An 18,822-nucleotide genomic window follows, 5' to 3' on the forward strand; every position below is an offset into this window, starting at 1 on the left:
TCGCCGCGCAAGCTTTATAGCTATAACGGCGCTAGCCACGCGAATGTCGAGCGCCATTCTCAAGCATCAGCATGTACGGCTGGCTGGCCGCTGGATAAATTATAAAGTTCGAACCGATTTCCGACGACTGTAACCGCGCGACCTTGAGTGTCCCCGCCCGTGATCCATCGTCTATTTGGATAGTGCCGCCGGTTTTCCTTGGCCGCTTCTGAATCCGAGCGGACATCGGTCCGCTGCGACCGATTGGGCTAGATCGTTCGCCTGTCCCAACCGTTCAACCGTCAACCGATCGTTCGGCGTCACCAAGTCAGTACCCTGTCCACCATCGACTACTGGACGTGTCTCACAGCGCATGGACGTGTCCAGCCGGAAGTACGGTCGTGCAGAGATCGCGTAGCCATTGAAGTTGACGTTAAAGCCTGCTTAAAGGTTAGGGTTCTTCTTCAAGCAGGTCTTCAACGTAATATCGGGCCGCTGCACGGAAACGCGTTCTGATAGTTCGAGGAACAACCACGATGCAAACGATATTAGGCGCAAGCGGCCAAATCGGGCGTGAACTCGCGCGGCAGCTAAAACAGGACTTCACCAGTGAGATTCGGCTGGTGAGCCGTCATCCTCATCGTGTGAACGAGACGGACGAGCTTCTGAGCGCCGACCTGCTTGACGCCGAACAGACGATGCGCGCGGTAGAAGGCTCGGACATCGCGTACGTAACCGTCGGGCTGCCCATGGATACTCGAAGGTGGGTCGAGCAATGGCCGGTCTTGATGCGAAACATCATCGATGCCTGTGAAAAACATGGTGCCAAGCTCGTATTCTTCGACAATACCTATATGTATCCGCAGACCGCCACGCCACAGACCGAAAAAACGCCGTTTACTCCGAACGGCCGCAAAGGACAGGTGCGGGCCGACATCGTGCGCGATCTGCTTCAGGCCATGGAGGACAAACGTGTCGAGGCGGTGATTGGTCGGGCGCCGGAGTTCTACGGTCCGGGCAAGACCCAGAGCATCACGAATGCCACGATTGTCGACAACCTGAAGGCCGGCAAAGCCGCAAAGGTCTTCCTGCGAGACGACACCCGGCGCACGCTCATCTACACGCCGGACGCGAGCCGTGCGCTGGCCCTGCTCGGCAATACGCCGGACGCGTACGGTCAGACCTGGCATCTGCCCTGCGACGACGATCGCCTGACCTATCGGCAATTCATCCAGTTGGCGGCCGAGATCTTTAACACGAGCGCGCGCTATAAGGTGCTCAAGCGATGGCAGCTTCGCCTGGCCGGATTATTCAGTCAGCAGGTCAGGGATGCCGCAGAACTCTTGCCCCGCTATGCCGTGGATAATATTTTCGAGTCGAACAAATTCAAAAAGCGCTTTCCCGAGTTTGGCGTCACGTCATATCAAGATGGTTTGAGCGCTATTAAACGTGAGGGGTCTACCGCCTGAGGCGCTTGCTTGTACTGACCGGGGTAGTGAGTGTCGCTGCGCCCGGGCGGGCGGAATCGTCGACGCGCAGCCAAACGCGAGGGTGCTCAAGATCCAGACATCTCGATCGTTCCACCTCCTTCGACCCGGGCGATCAAATCATGGCCCATCAGGCGTGACGGCGTGGTGAAGCCGGGCGCAGGGCTGTTATCCAGCAAGAACCTGGTGACCGCGAGCGCCGCCGGGATAGTCAGGCTGTAACTGTTGGTGGTCTTGACCCGTGCCACCCGGCGTTCGCCGCTCGGGTTTCGAGCTTCGCCCCAGATATACACCGGTGTCTTTGATCGAGCCAATTCATCCGGGCCCTTCACGAACCGCGATATCGCGCGGCCCAAGAGCGACTGAAGCCAACGCTGTCGCAGTATGGGTCGGAGCGGGTTGATGATGCGCATGCCGATCAGTTCGGCGCGGCTTGTGGGCACATAGACGGTGATGTCGCCTATGCCTGTCGAATGGTATGCAGTGGCGACATCACCCCATGGGAAAGAGGCCGCCAGTTTTTCGCCGCGGCCATAATCGATACGCCGCGTGGCGTACCCGTGGCCAACGGTACGAATGACGCCATCACGACGAATCCGGCCGCCAACGGCTGCCCCTTCTATCGTCGTTTTCAGTGTCCCGGGCGACATCTTCATGTCGGTATCGAAGCCAAGGTCGAGCTCCGTGGCATCCGGCAGTGCTTCTTTAAGGGCGGCAGCCACGCAATCGGTCGGCACGACATCGAAACCCACACCCGGACAAAGCACAACGCCCGCCTCGCGGGCGGCGCGATCTGATGCCGCGACCTGTTCGAAGATATCGATCTCGCCGGTGATATCCAGATAATGGGCACCGGCTGCGATGCAGGCTTGCACCATCTGCGCGCTTGTTTTCGAGAACGGGCCGGCAGTGAGCAGGACGAGCTCGATGTTTTCGAGATGCGCGGCTGCGCTGGTTGTCTCGTCGAGGGTGAAGACCCGTGTCTCAAGACCGAGCTCCTCGGCCAGTGGCGCTATCTTGTGCCGACTGCGGCCCGCGAGCACCGGGTGCATGCCGCGTGATACGGCCTCGCGCGCGATCATTTCGCCGGTGTAGCCGTTGGCGCCATAGAGCATCCAAGCCATGTGTTGCGATGCCTCCTCAACCACTCCTATGGGGAACCGCGGCGCCGCGAGGTTTGACCCGTGGCGCCGCGGTCATAATCAATCTCGAATGAACGCCAACAAATCGGCGTTGACCGCATCGGCGTGTGTGGTGGGCAGGCCGTGCGGCGCGCCCGGGTAGGTCTTGAGCGTGGCGTTAGGCGCCAACTCCGCGGATTTCTTGCCGGCGATCTCGAACGGCACGACCTGGTCGTCCTCGCCGTGCATGACCAGCACAGGCAGGGTCGCGCTTTTCAGATCCTCGGTGAAATCGGTCTGGGAAAAGGCAACGATGCCATCGTAGTGCGCTTTCGCGCCGCCCATCATCCCTTGGCGCCACCAGTTCCAGATCACGGCTTCGGACGGGTCTGCGCCGTCGCGGTTGTAGCCGTAGAACGGACCGGCGGGGACGTCGTAGTAGAACTGGGCCCGGTTGGTCGCCACCTGCGCCTGGAAATCGTCGAACACCGATTGATCCAGGCCGTCCGGGTTGGCGTCAGTTTTAACCATCAACGGCGGCACGGCACTGATCAGCACCGCCTTGGCGACGTTGTCTTCGTCGTGGCGTGCCACATAGTGGATGACCTCGCCACCGCCAGTGGAATGACCGACATGGACCGCGCCCTGCACGCCGAGATGCTGGACCACCGCGGCGACATCGTCGGCGTAGTGATCCATGTCATGGCCGTCCCATACCTGGCTGGACCGACCGTGGCCGCGACGATCGTGCGCGATCACGCGATAGCCCTCGGCCAGGAAGAACATCATCTGTGCATCCCAGTCGTCCGCGCTGAGCGGCCAGCCGTGGTGAAAGAAGATGACCGGCGCATCGCGCGGGCCCCAGTCCTTATAGAAGATATCCACACCGTCGGTCGTCGTTACGTATCCCATGTCCGTATCTCCTGTTGGCGGGTGTTGACGAGATCGATCTCGAATCCCTGTGCGTTGAAGCCCAACGCACTTATCAGTCTGCGACCCAAACCTAGGATTGAAGCCCGGTTTAAGGTCAACGTCATGCATAAACTATGCGCGAGGCACCCAACAATGCGAACGCCGACCCGCACTTGACCTTAAATCTAGCTTCAACCATAGAGTCGCTAAATGGGAAAGCCGACCGCATCGCGCGATCGGATCGAAGAAGACATCGACACCAAGGCGACGCTATGGACGAAGGCTTTACGGAGATCGAGTTTGGATCACAGACCGTCGCGGTGCCCAAGGGCGGCTACTACGATCGGTTTCGCATGAACCCCGATCTGGACGCGGTCGCGCAGGATGCGGCAGTGGATGATGTCAGCTGGTTTCGACGGATTCCCAAACAGCGCGTCGAATCCCGCGTCGGGTCGATATGGGCACCGAACTTCTACTATCGTGCCCGCAGCATTCAACTCCTGATGACCGCGCCCGTCGCGCGGCTGCGCGCCATGCTCCCCGAGCCGTTGGAGCCGTTGCGCGCGTTTCCGGGCCGCGGACTCGTGGCGTTGACGTTCTTCGCCTACGACGTGTGTGATAACGACCCGTATCGCGAGGTATCCATCGCCGCGGTGGTGCGCCGGCCCGGCGCACGCGGCCCGCATTCGTTCGAGTTGCTTGATTCAATGCGGCGCCGCAGTTTCTTCGCCCACGTGCTCGCGCTACCGGTCGACACCGAGATTGCTCGGGTGCGCGGCGTGCATGGGTATCAGCTGCCCAAGTGGCGGACGACTATCGATATCGCAACCGATGATGCCGTGCAGGCCGAAATCCAGACGACCAACGGTTCGCCGGACCTGTCTATGAGCGCGCCAGTGCCTACATTTACGGAAGCCGCGTCGCAGTCGCATATGGGCACGAGCACGATGCTGCATCAGGTCGACGGTCGATGGCATCAAACCGTCGTTCGCTCGAACACGCTGTCGTACGCCCAGCGTTCCTTCCCGCACGACGTGCACTTGGAACGCCACGGCGGGCCAATAAGTCAGTTGCTAGACGGTCTGGGGGCCGCCAAGATCCTGCGAATGGATGTGGTTCGCAACGCCCAGACCGTACTGAATCTGCCTGCGCCGCTGCGTACGTCCGACCGTTAGTCCGTGATCCGACGGGAAGAAGGCAGCTTGTAATGACTTACAACATAGAACCAGAAAGGACTGACGCCATGAGCAAGCGCATCCTGCACGTCGTCAGCAACGTGTCGCACTACGAAGATCCGGCGCATCCGACCGGACTGTGGCTGTCGGAGCTGACCCATGCCTGGGACGTTTTCGCCGCCCAGGGTCACGAGCAGCACCTGGTCAGCCCGAGCGGCGGGCCGATACCGCTTGAGCCGCGCGCGCTCAAGTGGCCGCTGCTCGATGCGTCGGCCCGTGCCTGGCTGGCCGATGGGGCGCGTCGTACGCTGTTATCGAACACCGCCGCACCGCAGGACATCGACGCAGAGCAATTCGATGCGATCTATTTCACCGGCGGTCACGCGGTGATGTGGGATTTCCCCGACAGCGCCGGCCTGCAACGGATCACGCGCGAGATATTCGAGCGCGGTGGCATCGTTTCAGCCGTCTGTCATGGCTACTGCGGGCTACTCAATACAAAGCTGTCCGATGGCACCTTGCTGGTTGGCGGGCGACGCGTGACCGGGTTTTCCTGGACAGAAGAAATACTCGCCGGTGTCGCCAGGAAGATGCCGTATAACGCCGAGCAGGAAATGAAGAATCGCGGTGCGCGCTACGAGAAAGCCTGGTTGCCGTTCGTGAGCAAGGTGACGGTGGACGATCGGCTGGTGACCGGACAGAACCCGCAATCGGCCAAGGCAACCGCAAAGCGGGTCGCCGCGCTGCTATAGAACGTTACAGCTTCGCGGCCCGCCGATTAACGGGTTCGACGACGCGGGCGGTGCACGCTCGAAGGCGCGGCTGTGGCATCGAATGTCGCGGTATCGGCCATCTCGCTCAGGCCGATTCGCGACAGCACCCGTTTTGCATTCGCTTCACAGTCGATCGACTCCGGCTTGGTTTCGATATCGCGGATCACCGCTTGCAGCTGTGCCTTGCTCTCACCCAGCTGCGTTTCGAGTGACTCGATATCCGCCACTTTGCGACGAAGCGCCTCGACCAGAGAATCATGATCCCAATGCGCGAGATCGGGCGGCATGAGTTTTTGCAGTTCGTCCAGGCTGAAGCCGGCGGCTTGCCCCTGCGTGATCAGGTTAAGCACGAGTTCGGCTTCTGGCGGATAACTCCGGTATCCATTGGCCTGGCGTTCTACCGTCCTTAACAGTCCGATCCGTTCGTAGTAGCGGATACGCGATGCGGCCAGCCCCGTCCGCTTTGCTAGATCACCTATCTTCATATTCGAGTTCGCACCTGACTCTCATTAACCTTGAATCTGCCGCTGATGTGATTCGGTTGAAAGCATGGATCGGTTCATGGAGTCGCTTCGGATTCTCGACTGTAACTTCTATCGGGTTCGGTCACGCAATCATCAAGGTTCGCTAACGGCGGCTAGCCAGCTACGGCCAAGCGACATGTAAAAGCGCGCTCGCACGGCCTGCTAATCAAACGCGCTGGCGCAATTCGCCGCTGCCCGAATCGCGCAGACCGGGGCGTGGTGTGAAGCTATACCCCTCCTCCAGGATCGTTACTCTGGCTTCTGTCGAATGAAACGATCGGACGATTCGCGACGACCGATAAGAGATGAACTCAGTCGGCCGCGATCCATTACGCTGCGGTCAGAGCGTACCCGGCACGCGGGAAATGCACGTGCAGCAATCCGAATTCCCGGGTGTCCCGTGCGACGACGATACGGTCATCGGTGAACGCAGCCAGGGTTCCCGAGACCGGCACCTTGCCGTAGTCCGACGGGGTCACTTCCACCTTGGCGCCGATCGCGGCGGGCGCATCGGACACGCTTTCGGGCACGGGGCGCGGTTCGGCCTCTTTGGCTATCGCAAACGCCTTGTCCTTTGTGATCTCTGCACGCTCGCCGTGACCGATCTCACTGACACGCTGGTACCACGCTTCGACCTTTTGACCGGCCTCGAGCGGACGGCGATTGCAGCTGACATAGAGCCAGAGCGGATGAAAACAGGCGAAATCCGCGACGGAGACGGCGTCGCCGCCAACCCATTCATGGGTTTCGAGTCGGGTTTCCAGGTCGTCCAGCAAGGCGTTCAGTACGGCCTTGGCCTTGTCGCCCTGCGGGGCGCGGACCGTCGAGCCCTTGAGCAGGCTGATGCGGTCCTTGACGAAGCGTACCGTGCCGATCGGCCCGAACATGCGCAGCATCGTGCCGAACAGCCGTCGCGTGGGCACCGCCCCGATCGCGGCGAAGAACGCCTTGCCCTGGGCTTGCGCCATGAGTGCCGCGGCATCGGGGTCGACCTGCGCGGGATCGAGCGCCGGATAGTTCAAGCGCGTGGCCAGTTCCTGTGCGATAAGCGCCGTATCGCAGAACATGTCTGCACCGATTTGGGCGACGGGGATGCGGCGATAGCCGCCGGTGAGCGGGTCGAGGCTCGGCCGCGGTGGCTGCACCGGACACAGCACGGAGGACCACTTCGCGTCGGTCAGGCCGAACATCAGCCGGATCTTCTCGGCGTAGGGCGAGCCGTCATAATGGTGAAGGATCAGCGAGTCGTTCATTTTTATTGTTCATCCTTGGCATCGAATGACGCCGCGTGCCGGTTGCCGTAGGTCGACAGGCGCTTCGATTCCGTTAACAAAGCGAGATGGATCGTCCGCGCCAGTATAGGGAAGTTCGGATGCTGGAATGGAGCCGGCCGGATCCGGGGCAGCTCGTGGCTGTTGTATCGATGTGGCCGGCTCGGCATTCGAGCGCTGCGCCGCACGCTAGCGCAATGCCGCCCGTCCAACGGATGACTTGCGTTGCAAGCCCGGGGCACGCCGCCCCGTTCAGCCCTCGCCTCGTATGAGCTTTGTTGTATCAACTACGGTCTGCCTGCCGGACAGATTCGCTGTCCGCCTTCTCTGCATCTAACCGCCGATCTTCAATCCGCCATCGACGATTGCACCGGCGCACACGCCCCCGCACCGGGGACAAGAGGCCCGACGCTGCGCTGGAGAAACACACCCAGCGCTTTGGTAGGACGTATTCATTCGCGAGCCGCGATTGTCTGTTGCAGCAGGTCTGCCAGCGCCTGGTATCGGTGGTCGAAGTGATGCCCGCCGGGCAAGGCGACGACGTCCAGGCCGGCGGCTTGGAGTTGTTCGCAGACAGCATCCGGGTCGTCGACGCCGTACAGGCAAGTAGTGCGGTCAGCCGGTAGGCGCTGTGCCTCGGGCAATACCGCACGGCCCTGTGGGCCACGGCCGATCATGGACAGCAGGTGATATTCGAACGTGATGTGACTGGCCAGCCCGAGCAACAGGACAGCTGAAACCCGCGCCCGGGTATCGGCCGGTAAGCGGTTGTAGAGAAACGGCAGCACGTCCGCACCGCGGGAGTAGCCGACCAGCGCGACATGCGACAGCTGCCAGCGTTGTCGATAGGTCTGCACGATGCGATCGAGATCGGCGGCGGCTTCGGCAGGCTCGCGTGCCCGCCAGTAATAGCGCAGCGAATCCCAGCCGACAACGGCATACCCCGCCTGCGCCAGCGATTGCCCCACGGCTTTGTCGAGCCCGGCCCAGCCGCCGTCGCCGGAGAGCATGACAACCAGGGTGTCGGTCGCGTTGTCGCTGGCGTTGATATCCAATCCTGGTGGGTAGACGATCAGGGGCAGATCAGCCACCGCGGGGGCAACGGGTTCGCCGCCCGAGCGGAAAACACAGCCCGGCATCCCTAACAGAATCGCTGCGAAGCCAAGCAGCCATGCCGCGCGCTCAACAAGAAATCGCCGATTCATTCACTTCCCATCGCAGCAGACACGCACGCCCTGAGCCAAAGGTCGATGACCGACCGGGATACACGGGCCGGATTATACGTACATGCATCGAGGCCAGACGGCGAGTTTCGCGCATGAAACCGCCGGGCCCTGGACCGGCAACGGCAGCGATGGGGCATCGTTCCAGCCGCAGCAAACGGGCGCTTTCGATATGAAACCCCGGACGACGTCTTGTCTTTCGCACGGGATCCTACGATCGGCGTGCGCCTAGCCCGCGCGCAGCTACAAGACGCATGGAATTTTCTCGCCGACTCGCGAGATCACCGCCCCGGCAGAAACACGGAAACGCCCGGCGAACCGGGCGTTTCATACACCATCGGTCCCGACCGATCAGCCGCCGAATTTCTCGTTCTCGCCGATGTTCGGCGTCTTGTCGCTGTCTAGATTGGCCTTGGCCATTTCATACAGCTGAAAGACCTTGCTCTCCTTGGCGGCCCAGTGCTCGCCCATCTTGATATCGATTTCGAGCATGACGACGTCCGGGTCTTCCTTCTCTGGAAGCCAGGCCGCGACGCCCGGGTTCCAATACCGGTCGATTATGTTCTGGTCATCGGTAATACGTGCCTTGCCCGACATGGAGACATAAACGCCTTCGTCCTGATCGGAAAACGTCAGGCAGACATCGCTGTCGCCTTTCGCTTCCAGCACTTTTTCCGTGCTGCGTCGCGTGTAGAACCAGATCGTGCCGTCGTATTCGTCCTGCACCAGATGCATGGGCCGGGCCCGCGGCACATCTTCGTCCAACGTGACGAGCATCCCGACTTTGATGTCGTTGATGAGTTTCCAGATCTTCTGCTTGTGTTCAGGGCTAGACATGAACTTGCCATCCTTCGAGTACGTGAAGTGAATCAAACTCCGCGGTGCGGCCGGCGGATACGGCGTTCGGGCGCGAAACGCACGGCGCGTCGGCGGTCAGCCGAGATGGCACGTCGTAGGCGAATGCCCGGGGCCACGCCGCCAGTCGGTGACGAAGGTCTGATACCAGCATACGCGGGGACGAGCCGAATGGTGGCACCGGCCGTCATTCAGTCGCTGTCATCGGAACGCGCGCCATGGCGAGATATAGCGTCGCGTATTCAGCATCTTGCCCTCGCCGTACGACAACGAGGGGCGCGCGGGCAGAACCGGCATTCGCATCCACGCAGCGTTTGACGATCACCGGCGACTGAATACGGCGTCTGCGCCCACAGCCGATGCACCTGCACCGTCACATCGGGCCGGCGGGCCTCGATCGGTTCTTCCCAGCCGGAATCCCCGGCTCGCATAGTATGGTGTGGTGAACTCATTCGCGCCGGCGGCCGATCGATCAAAGGCCCGACGCCCATCGACAAGGATGCCGCGGCATGGCCAGTGACAGGTCTGATTCAGACGACGAGCAGAATCAGCATACCCAATCGAGCGACGATCAAAAGCCGGTCGACAAGAGTGAACAGGAACAGATCGCCCAGCCCCATACGCCCGAGGAACACGCCGAAAGCAGCGAAAAGGAAGAGCGCCGCGTAGGCCCGGGCCGGCTGGCCGCCCTCGCCCTGGGGGCGCTCGGGGTCTCCTACGGGGATATCGGCACCAGCCCGCTGTATGCGCTGCGCGAATGCTTCCGGGGATCGAGCCACCTCATGCCGACCAGTGCCAACGTGCTCGGCATCCTCTCACTGATCTTCTGGGCGCTGGTCCTGGTGGTCTCGACCAAATACATGCTGGTCGTCACCCGCGCCAACAACAATGGCGAAGGCGGCATGCTGGCGCTGGTGGCGCTGCTCAACCCCTGGCGGCGGGATGCCGGGCGTCACTCACGGCTGCTGCTCAAGCTCGGCGTGTTCGGCAGCGCCCTGCTCTACGGCAGCTTCATGCTCACGCCCGCTATATCGGTATCCAGCGCGGTCGAAGGCCTGAACGTGGCCACCTCGATCTTCCGGCCCTATGTGATCCCGATCACGATCGTGATCCTGATCGGGCTGTTCGCGATCCAGAGCCGCGGCACCGAGGCCGTGGGGCGCTTCTTCGGCCCGGTGATGATCGTCTGGTTCGTCACGCTCGGCGGCCTGGGACTGTATGGCATCGTGCAGGAGCCCAGCGTGCTCGGCGCGATCAACCCCTGGCACGGGGTGGACTTCTTCGTGCGTAACCGCGGTACCGGTTTCGTGGTGCTTGGTGCGGTGTTCCTGGTGGTGACCGGCGGCGAGGCGATGTATGCCGATATGGGGCATTTCGGGCGCCGGCCGATCCAGCTCGCCTGGTTCGTGCTGGTGTTGCCCGCGCTGCTGCTCAATTACTACGGCCAGGGCGCGATGCTGCTGCATTCGCCCGGTGAATCGGCCAGCCAGCCGTTCTATCATCTGGCGCCGGACTGGGCGCTCTATCCGCTCGTGGTGCTGGCGACCTGTGCGACCGTGATCGCCTCGCAGGCGGTGATCTCCGGGGCCTTCTCGCTCACCCGTCAGGCCGTCCAGCTCGGCCAGCTGCCGCCCATGCGGCTGTTCCAGACCTCGTCCGAGGAGTACGGCCAGATCTACGTGCCCACACTGAACTGGCTGTTGATGCTGGCCACCATCGGTCTGGTGCTCGGCTTTCGCAGTTCGGACAACCTCGCCTGGGCCTACGGGGTGGGCATCTCGTTCGCGATGACGATCACTACCTGCCTCGCCTTCTTCATCATGCGCGAGCGCTGGAGATGGCCGCTCTGGGCCGCCCTGCCGCTGACGCTGGGTTTTCTTGCCATCGATCTGCCGTTTTTCGGCGCCAATCTGCTCAAGATTCCCCACGGCGGCTGGTTCCCCGTGGTTACCGCGATAGTAGTGTTCACGCTCATGGCGACGTGGCGCCGCGGCCGCGAACTGCTGGCCAAGCGCCTGACCGAGGACGACCCGGTGCCATTGGAGGAATTCATCCATAACCTGGCGACCGAAGACACGGTCCGTGTGTCCGGCACTGCCATTTTCCTGGCCAGCAGCGATGCCGGCACCCCACCAATGCTGCTGCATCATCTGGAGCACAACCAGGTGCTGCACAAGCGCGTACTGTTGCTGACCGTACGCACCGAGGACGTGCCCCGAATCCCGGCCGCCGACCGGCTGGAGATCAAGGAGCTCGGTGAAGGGGTGTATCGCGTATTCGCCCGCTACGGCTTCATGCAGAACCCGAACGTGCCGGTCGCGGTACGGCTGTGCGAGCGCTTCGGCATCGAGATCGATACCGACAGGGTCACCTATTATGTCGGTCGCGCCACCATCATCCCCACCGACGACGTGCCCGGCATGATGCTCTGGCGAGAGAAGCTGTTCGCCTACATGTCGCGCAACGCGATCCAGCCGGTCTCGTATTACAAGATCCCGCCGGAGCGCGTTATCGAGCTCGGGCTGCGGGTCGAGATCTAGCGCCGCGGCTCGGTCGTCACGCAGCGGCCGTGGCCCTGCCCGACGGAACAGTCGATCGCCTTTACGGTCAGGTCTGACGTTTGCAACCGGCTGGCCGGCGCGCGGTGCACGGGCGATACCGCGCGCCTTAGACACCTGTAGCGGGTCGGCCGGTCGCGGGCTCACGATGTGCACGACGACAACCAATCGTGCTATCAAGCCTGCTGCACTCATCTGCTTCGATAAGGATTCCTCATGCCGCTCACCCCTGAAGTCGCCGGTGTTGTCGAGCGAATGCGCGAAGCCGGAATTTCGTTCGCCGACTTCGAGTTGGCCGAGGCACGCCAGTTCTATATCGATACGCTGGCGGCCAGCGGTGGCGAACCGGTGCCGATGGGCGAGGTCGTCGAGCACGAGCTTGCGCTCGACGGCCGCAGCCTGCGCGCGCGGCGTTATCGGCCGGAAGGCCTGGCCGAGGGCGCGGCCCCCACGCTGGTCTACTTTCATGGCGGTGGTTGGGTGCTGGGCGATCTGGAATCGCACGACCGCGTGTGCCGTCAGCTGGCCCAGCGCGCGGGCTGCCAGCTTGTCGCCGTGGATTATCGTCTGGCGCCGGAGCATTGCCTGCCCGCGTCGTCCGACGACGCGATCGCCGCTTATGGCTATCTGGTGGCACAGGCGAGCACGTTCGATATCGATGTCCAGCGGCTTGCCGTGGGCGGCGACAGCGCGGGCGGGCATCTGTCGGCGGTGGTCGCCCTGGCCGCGCGCGATGCCGGCTGGCCGCTGGCCTTGCAGGTGTTGATCTACCCGGCCACCGACCTGCGCGAAGCGGCCAGAAAATATCCGTCCAAGGGGCGCAACGCGAACGTGCCGCCGCTCACGGCCGAGCTCATGGCCTGGTTCGGGGCACGCAGCGTGGATGCCAATACCGACCCGCTCGACTGGCGGGTATCGCCGATGCTGGCCGACACGCTGGCGGGCACGGCGCCGGCACTCGTCCTCACCGCCGGCGCCGACGTGCTCATGGACGAGGGCGTGCTCTATGCCGCGCGCCTGGCTGATGACGGCGTCGAGGTCGACCACGCCCACTACCCGGGCGTCATTCACGGCTTTATTGAAATGCAGGCCTGGCTGGCGGCCACGAGCGACGCCATGGACCGCATCGCAACGGCGGTGCGTGCGCAGCTGAAAATTACCGGCTAGGCCTTTGCTTCGTACGCGCTGTGTAACCAGGCGTCGCGGGCAGACCGCGCCAGCCGTGGATGCACGCGTCCGCGATTGATCCGCGCCAAGCACACGCCCAGGCGTGAGGGCCGGCGTCGTGTCTAGGGTTGGGCGCCGTTTGCGGCCATACGGGCCATGATCTCGGGTCCGTCGTTCGACGGGCTGCCCACACGCGTATCGATCGGCCAGCTCTCGTATCGGTTATGGCGTTCGTGGTCGAGCACCTGCCGGGCCTGCTCGATATCCAGATCCGGATCAAGCCAGTGGCGTGCGCCTGCGGGCGTAAGCGCCTGCGGCTGACGACTGTGGATGTGTTCGATATCGGCGGTCGGCACGCCGGTGAGAATGGCGAACGTGACCTGGCCCGCGGCGGCGTGATCGCTTGGCAGACGCGCGGCCTTGGACCATATCCCTGCGAAGAAAAACGGCTGGGCGTCGGCGGGGCGGATTGCATAGGGCTGTTTCGCCTGGCCGGTTCGCTGCCATTCAATCCAGTAGTCGGCGGCTACAAGGCACCGCTGCTGCGCGAACGCCCGGGCGAACAGTCTCTTGTCGGCAGCGGTCTCGGATCTGGCGTTGATCGGTGCGAGCCGGGTATCGCTCGCCCAGTTCGGCACGAACCCCCACCAGGCCGGGCCAAGCGTCGTCGCGCCGTCATCGGGGTTGATCAGCCCGACCAACTGAAACGTGCCCGGCGGACGGTTATAGCTTGCGCTGTCTTCAAAGCGCGGCGACACGGTCGCACCGATGACTCGGGCACTGTCCTCGACGGCGGTATAACGTCCATAGCGACCACACATGCGACGAGTGTGCACGCCGGCCAAGGCCGGGAAAAGCCGGAGCCCCCCACAGACAGACTTGCGCGCGATGCGATGTCTCCGGTCGCGACATGGGGCACAGCCCAACCGGGAGGTTAAAACCGCAGAGAATTCCAGCGATCGTCCGCCGAATCGCACGTGGCCACTGCTCGACCTATGGCTCGCGAACGATTCGGCGGAGTGTCGTATCGATCTTGTGAATCGTTGCGATGGCTTGACACAAAAAAGCCCTCGTTCGAGGGCTTTTTCATACCGCTGAATCGGCGGTTATCTGTCGCCGCGTAGGGGCCGGCGCCCTACTGCGCGATCATCAGCGACTTGCTGTTGACGAACTCACGCATGCCGAAGCCGCCGTGCTCGCGTCCGTAGCCGCTGTCCTTGACGCCGCCAAAGGGCAGGTTCGGCTGGGCGATGTAGTAGCCGTTGATGCTGACCATGCCGGTATCGAAATGGTCCCGCGCGAGACCCACGGCGCGCTCCTCGTCTTCGGAGAAGATGCCGCCGCCCAGGCCGTAAACCGAATCGTTGGCGATACGGATGGCATCGGCTTCGTCCTTGGCCCGGATCAGCGAGGCCACCGGGCCGAACAGCTCGCCGTCATAGGCGGGCATGCCGGGCGTGACGTTTTCCAGAACGGTCGTGGGATAGAAGAAACCCTGTGCATCGGGTACTTCGCCACCGATCGTGGCGGTCGCGCCCTTCTCGACCGATTCCTTGACCTGCTCGTGCAATTTGTCACGCAGGTCTTCGCGGGCCAGCGGCCCGAGTGCGGTGTTCTGATCCGACGGGTCGCCGAACTCGACCTGTTTCATCTTCTCGACATAGGCGTCGCGAAACTTGTCGTAGACCGAATCCACGATCACGAAGCGCTTGGCGGCGACGCAGGTCTGGCCGTTGTTGTTGATCCGGCCGGTGACACAGGCATTGACCGCCTTGTCGATATCGGCGTCTTCGAGTACCAGGAACGCGTCGTTGCTGCCGAGTTCCAGCACCGTTTTCTTGAGATGCTGGCCGGCGTCCGCGGCAATCTTGCGACCGGTCGCTGCGCTGCCGGTGAAGGTCACCCCGCGTACGAGCCGATGTTCGGTGACCTGGCTGGCCTGCTCGTCGTGAATATAGAGCACGTTGAAGACGTTCTCGGGCACGCCGGCTTCGCGGAAGATGTCTTCCAGCGCTTCGGCACAGCCCCAGACGTTGGGCGCATGCTTGAGCAGCACCGTATTGCCGGCCATCAGGTTGGCGATGGTATAGCGGATCACCTGGTAGAACGGGAAGTTCCAAGGCTGGATGCCGAAGATGACGCCGATCGGCTGGTGCGTGACGAGCGCGCGACCGCCCGGCAGATCGCGGGTTTCGTCGCCCAGGAATTCGGCCGCGTGGTCGGCGCTGTAATCGCAGATACCCTTGCACAGGTCGATTTCGCCCGGCGCCTGCGCGATGGGCTTGCCCATCTCGTCGGTGGCCAGACGAGTCAGCCGGTCCTTGTGCGAGACCAGCAACTCGCCGACCTTGCGGATGAGCGCGCCGCGATCGTCGAACGACCGCTGCCGCCAGTCGAGGAACGCCTCGTGGGTCTGCTCGATTTTCCGGCGAAGTTGCTCATCCGAAATGGTATCGAATTCGCGGATGGTCTGGCCCGTGGCCGGGTTGATGCTCTTGACGGTGTTCGTCATACAGGACTCCAGAGATCGTAGAAAGACGCCTGGCGCGATGATGGCGATCGACCGCGTGGCGCCGTGTCACGTGATGGACCTGCCGGTAACCGGGGGTTTTTTCAAGCCGTGATCTACAATCCATCGTTCGCATAGCTACTGCATCGGCGCGAGCGGCCAGACTCCGATGTGCCCCACACGCCGCGGTTCGACGGACGCAACGCCGCCCGGGCGGCCCGCGACCAGCCGGTATGGAAAAATGAACGATCGGCGGGGGCTTGGTCGCTCGCTTCGAGTATCGCCAACGACCGGCCCGAGGCGGGTTCGAACCGGCCAGGTTCGCATGGGTGGCCCGGCATGCGATTGCGTCGTGTTACTCGGGTGACAGCGCGCGGGTTGTCGATACCGGTGGCCGACGGCTGCCCGTTCCGATCGGTCTCGCCGCCGGCGGGTCTATTCGTCTCGGCTCGTCTGGTGGAAATGCTGCTTGACGAGCGCCCGTGCACGCTGCCATAACGCCGGCGAACCGCGTTCGATCGTCGGGCCGTAGCGTTCGTGGACCTGCTGCTCCAGGACGCCGTTTTCGGTCCACGTGCCGCCGCCAGTGAGAGTGTTCAGCAACAGCGGCTGCAGGCGATCCAGGGCTTTGGCGAACCGCGCCTCCGGGGTTTCGGCGGCTTCGAACTCGTGCCAGAGCGCCTTGAGCCGCAATGCCTGGTCGTCGGGGAGCAGGCCGAACAGCCGCTCGGCGGCTGCGTGCTCGCGGGCCGCGACGCCCCCGCTGTCATGGTTGCCGTGGATCGGCGCATCGCCCGCGTCGATCTCGACGATGTCGTGGACCAGCAGCAGCTTGATGACCCGGGCCGTATCGACGGCTTCGTCGTCTGCCAGGACCAGCGCGAACATCGCCAGATGCCACGAGTGTTCGGCAGAATTCTCCCGGCGACTGCGGTCGGCGAGCGGCGATTGACGCACGACGGTTTTCAGGCCGTCGATTTCCGCGAGGAATGCGAGCTGTTCGGTAAGACGGTCTTTGCTCATAGGCCGATCGGTTGTGGGTGAATGGGCAGCGTGGCGCGCCGACTGTGTTCGGTTGATTTGGCCACCGTGATACACCCTTGGGTTGGCGGACCGAGATCGCAACCGGGCACAGAACGTGGCGCGCTCCGGTCACGCAAGCGTCCGCCACCGCAGGTGATCGCGTCGCCGGCGGTGATGAGGCGGATCGGCCGTGCCGCCCTGGGATACGGAACGTTTCACAGGCCGTGCCCGGGCGATTATGCAGGGTGGGTTTGCCGCCTGGCGTGGTGCGCCCCGGCCCGGCGAGGACATGACGCCGATCCGTTTGCACGCGTTTGTCGAAACGTGGTCTTGGGCAGTCGTCCGATAGACAACGACCGATAGCCCCGGCCCACATCCGGCCGAGCGAACGGGACAGCGACACGACGGCGGCCGGCTCAGGAAACAGAAATCACCTTGAATGTCTCGACGACTTACCGCGTCATCGTAAGCACGGATGACCTCGGCGAATGGATACCTGTGCCCCGTCTGGCCTGACTGCCGGGATGCGGCCCCGAGCACCGGCTCCCTGCTCATCCCACGGCGCGATAGGCCGTGGGCGCCACACCGAGCTGGCGCCGGAACATGGTCGAAAACGCGCCGGCACTGTCGTAGCCCAGATCGAGGGCGATACGGGTTACCGAGTCGCCGGCGGCCAGACGCGGCAGCGACAGCAGTACACAGGCCTTTTGACGCCAGGCGATGAAGCCCAGCCCGGTCTGCGCATGAAAACGACGCCGGAATGTTCGTGTGCTCCAGCGCAGGCTCTGGGCCCAGGTCGCGGCCGACTGATGAATATCGGGCTGGCGGAGAAAATCCTGACAGCGTGCCCGCAGGGCGGGCGTACTGGGCAACGGCAGGTACAACGGCAACACGGCGGCCCGACGGATCTCGTGCAGCGTCAACGCCATCAGTGCGCCGTCGCGACCCTGTGGGTCGTAGCCTGCCTCGATATCGACCGCTGCCATGAGCAACTGGCGCAGTAACGGGGATATCGCGATCACCTCGCATCGCGTCGCCGCCCGGCCACGAACCGCCGGCTCGATATACAGGCTGCAGGTGGTGACACCGAGCATGCGCACACGATGCGGCATGTCCGGGGGTATCCAGACTGCACGTTGTGGCGGCACCATCCAGTCGCCGTCAGCGGTCGTGACCTGCATGGTCCCGGTGGCCCCGAACAGCAGCTGCGCCCGGCGGTGGGAATGCCAATCCAGTAGCCGGCCATAGGGGTAATCGTTGCCGATCGGGACGACGGCCTGTGGCAGATGATCCAGTCGATCGATCGAAACATTGCGCATGAGTAACAGCCGTTGGCCGAATCACAAATATGACTGGACGTTACGCGAAAGACGGCCAGATTCGCGAAGGCTATCGTAAGCGCGACTCATCTGCCTGCGAACATTAAATGCTCTTTATCCTGCTGCTGGCTGGCTGCGGCGTGATCGCCGGCATTACGACCATTCTGTTCGGGTTCGGCGGCGGTTTTCTGGTGGTGCCCCTGCTCTATCACAGCCTGCTTTTACAACAGGTGCCCAGCCAGGCCGCCATGCCGGTCGCGGTGGCGACATCGACCTGTGTCATGGTGGTCACCGCGAGTTGGGCGACCTGGCGTCAGGCGCGTCAGGGCGCGGTCCACTGGCCGGCGATACGGCGGCTCATCGGCCCGCTGTCCCTCGGCGCCGTGCTCGGCGCGATCCTGGCCACGAAAGCCGACGGCGACTGGCTGCGCTGGGGTTTCGTGAGCTACCTGCTGGTAACCGTCGCCGACAGTCTGACTCGACGCGGGTTCGTACGACTCGCCGCCTCTCCGCCGGCGCCGGCATGCTCACGCCCGTTGTCGCTCGGGGTATTCGGCATTCTGATCGGCGGCATCGCCGCCGCGCTCGGCGTGGGCGGCAGCGTCATGACCGTACCCATGATGCGCCGACGCGGACTGCCCATGAACGAGGCTGCCGCCACGGCCAACCCGCTGACGCTGCCGATCGCCCTGGCCGCGACCGTCACCTATGCCCTGACCGAGGCCCCCTCGGACGTATCCGGCCCGCTCGGGCTCGGGTATATCGATATCGCCGCGTTCATCGCCATCGCCGCGGGTTCGTGGATCGGTATTCAGCTCGCCATGCCGTGGACACAGCGGATTCCGGACACGCTCCATGCGCGTGTGTATATCGGTCTGCTGATCGTGTTCACGATCGTCATGGCCTGGTAGTCGTGCGCGGCGGCA

General features: G+C 63.1%; 16 protein-coding genes. 6 read left to right on the plus strand and 10 right to left on the minus strand.

Translation table 11 applies throughout. From position 1 onward, the window contains the following. Positions 1–515 precede the first annotated feature (515 nt). Entirely contained in the window at positions 516–1,448 is a 933-nt protein-coding gene (locus tag T31B1_RS09655; protein ID WP_353249271.1) for an NAD-dependent epimerase/dehydratase family protein, read from the plus strand. A gap of 86 nt (positions 1,449–1,534) precedes the next feature. Here the strand turns inward: T31B1_RS09655 and T31B1_RS09660 are convergent, their stop codons facing one another. Both T31B1_RS09660 and T31B1_RS09665 read right to left on the minus strand, forming a co-directional pair. Beyond that, the gene (locus T31B1_RS09660; protein WP_353249272.1) at positions 1,535–2,590 is read right to left on the minus strand and encodes a saccharopine dehydrogenase family protein; all 1,056 of its coding nucleotides are present in this window, start codon (positions 2,588–2,590) and stop codon (positions 1,535–1,537) included. 78 nt (positions 2,591–2,668) lie between these two features. Then, on the minus strand, positions 2,669–3,499 hold the full coding sequence (locus tag T31B1_RS09665; protein ID WP_353249273.1) for an alpha/beta fold hydrolase: 831 nt from the start codon (positions 3,497–3,499) through the stop codon (positions 2,669–2,671). A 272-nt stretch (positions 3,500–3,771) separates the two neighbouring features. Between T31B1_RS09665 and T31B1_RS09670 the strand changes: the two genes are divergently transcribed. Both T31B1_RS09670 and T31B1_RS09675 read left to right on the plus strand, forming a co-directional pair. Beyond that, positions 3,772–4,674: an acetoacetate decarboxylase family protein gene (locus T31B1_RS09670; RefSeq protein ID WP_353249274.1), complete on the plus strand. Its 903-nt coding sequence runs from the start codon at positions 3,772–3,774 to the stop codon at positions 4,672–4,674. Between the two features lie 68 nt (positions 4,675–4,742). Continuing rightward, positions 4,743–5,426, plus strand: a complete 684-nt coding sequence (locus T31B1_RS09675; RefSeq protein WP_353249275.1) for a type 1 glutamine amidotransferase domain-containing protein — start codon at positions 4,743–4,745, stop codon at positions 5,424–5,426. Positions 5,427–5,452: 26 nt separating this feature from the next. Here T31B1_RS09675 and T31B1_RS09680 read toward each other — a convergent pair whose 3' ends face one another. The 4 genes from T31B1_RS09680 to T31B1_RS09695 all read right to left on the minus strand — a co-directional run bounded on the left by T31B1_RS09680 (position 5,453) and on the right by T31B1_RS09695 (position 9,302). Continuing rightward, the gene (locus tag T31B1_RS09680) at positions 5,453–5,932 is read right to left on the minus strand and encodes a MerR family transcriptional regulator (protein ID WP_353249276.1); all 480 of its coding nucleotides are present in this window, start codon (positions 5,930–5,932) and stop codon (positions 5,453–5,455) included. Between the two features lie 368 nt (positions 5,933–6,300). Beyond that, positions 6,301–7,224 (minus strand): glutathione S-transferase family protein, encoded by a 924-nt coding sequence (locus T31B1_RS09685; RefSeq protein ID WP_353249277.1) that lies wholly within the window; start codon positions 7,222–7,224, stop codon positions 6,301–6,303. 470 nt (positions 7,225–7,694) lie between these two features. Further along, entirely contained in the window at positions 7,695–8,447 is a 753-nt protein-coding gene (locus T31B1_RS09690) for an AcvB/VirJ family lysyl-phosphatidylglycerol hydrolase (RefSeq protein WP_353249278.1), read from the minus strand. A gap of 369 nt (positions 8,448–8,816) precedes the next feature. Next, a complete protein-coding gene (locus T31B1_RS09695) occupies positions 8,817–9,302 on the minus strand; it encodes a pyridoxamine 5'-phosphate oxidase family protein (protein WP_353249279.1) in 486 nt (161 codons plus the stop codon). 527 nt (positions 9,303–9,829) lie between these two features. Here T31B1_RS09695 and T31B1_RS09700 point away from each other — a divergent pair. After that, positions 9,830–11,860 carry a potassium transporter Kup gene (locus tag T31B1_RS09700; RefSeq protein ID WP_353249280.1) on the plus strand — a complete coding sequence of 677 codons (2,031 nt, stop codon included), beginning with the start codon at positions 9,830–9,832 and terminating at the stop codon, positions 11,858–11,860. Positions 11,861–12,094: 234 nt separating this feature from the next. Beyond that, the gene (locus T31B1_RS09705) at positions 12,095–13,045 is read left to right on the plus strand and encodes an alpha/beta hydrolase (protein ID WP_353249281.1); all 951 of its coding nucleotides are present in this window, start codon (positions 12,095–12,097) and stop codon (positions 13,043–13,045) included. Positions 13,046–13,167: 122 nt separating this feature from the next. Here the strand turns inward: T31B1_RS09705 and T31B1_RS09710 are convergent, their stop codons facing one another. The 4 genes from T31B1_RS09710 to T31B1_RS09725 all read right to left on the minus strand — a co-directional run bounded on the left by T31B1_RS09710 (position 13,168) and on the right by T31B1_RS09725 (position 17,896). Continuing rightward, positions 13,168–13,866 (minus strand): SOS response-associated peptidase, encoded by a 699-nt coding sequence (locus T31B1_RS09710; protein WP_353249282.1) that lies wholly within the window; start codon positions 13,864–13,866, stop codon positions 13,168–13,170. Positions 13,867–14,180: 314 nt separating this feature from the next. Further along, positions 14,181–15,557: an NAD-dependent succinate-semialdehyde dehydrogenase gene (locus T31B1_RS09715; RefSeq protein ID WP_353249283.1), complete on the minus strand. Its 1,377-nt coding sequence runs from the start codon at positions 15,555–15,557 to the stop codon at positions 14,181–14,183. A 432-nt stretch (positions 15,558–15,989) separates the two neighbouring features. Next, a complete protein-coding gene (locus T31B1_RS09720; RefSeq protein WP_353249284.1) occupies positions 15,990–16,577 on the minus strand; it encodes an HD domain-containing protein in 588 nt (195 codons plus the stop codon). Positions 16,578–17,128: 551 nt separating this feature from the next. After that, positions 17,129–17,896, minus strand: a complete 768-nt coding sequence (locus T31B1_RS09725; RefSeq protein WP_353249285.1) for an AraC family transcriptional regulator — start codon at positions 17,894–17,896, stop codon at positions 17,129–17,131. A 107-nt stretch (positions 17,897–18,003) separates the two neighbouring features. Between T31B1_RS09725 and T31B1_RS09730 the strand changes: the two genes are divergently transcribed. After that, positions 18,004–18,807, plus strand: coding sequence for a sulfite exporter TauE/SafE family protein (locus T31B1_RS09730; protein WP_353249286.1), 804 nt, complete (start codon positions 18,004–18,006; stop codon positions 18,805–18,807). Positions 18,808–18,822: the final 15 nt, after the last annotated feature.

It is taken from the genome of Salinisphaera sp. T31B1, assembly GCF_040361275.1.
Taxonomy (GTDB): domain Bacteria; phylum Pseudomonadota; class Gammaproteobacteria; order Nevskiales; family Salinisphaeraceae; genus Salinisphaera.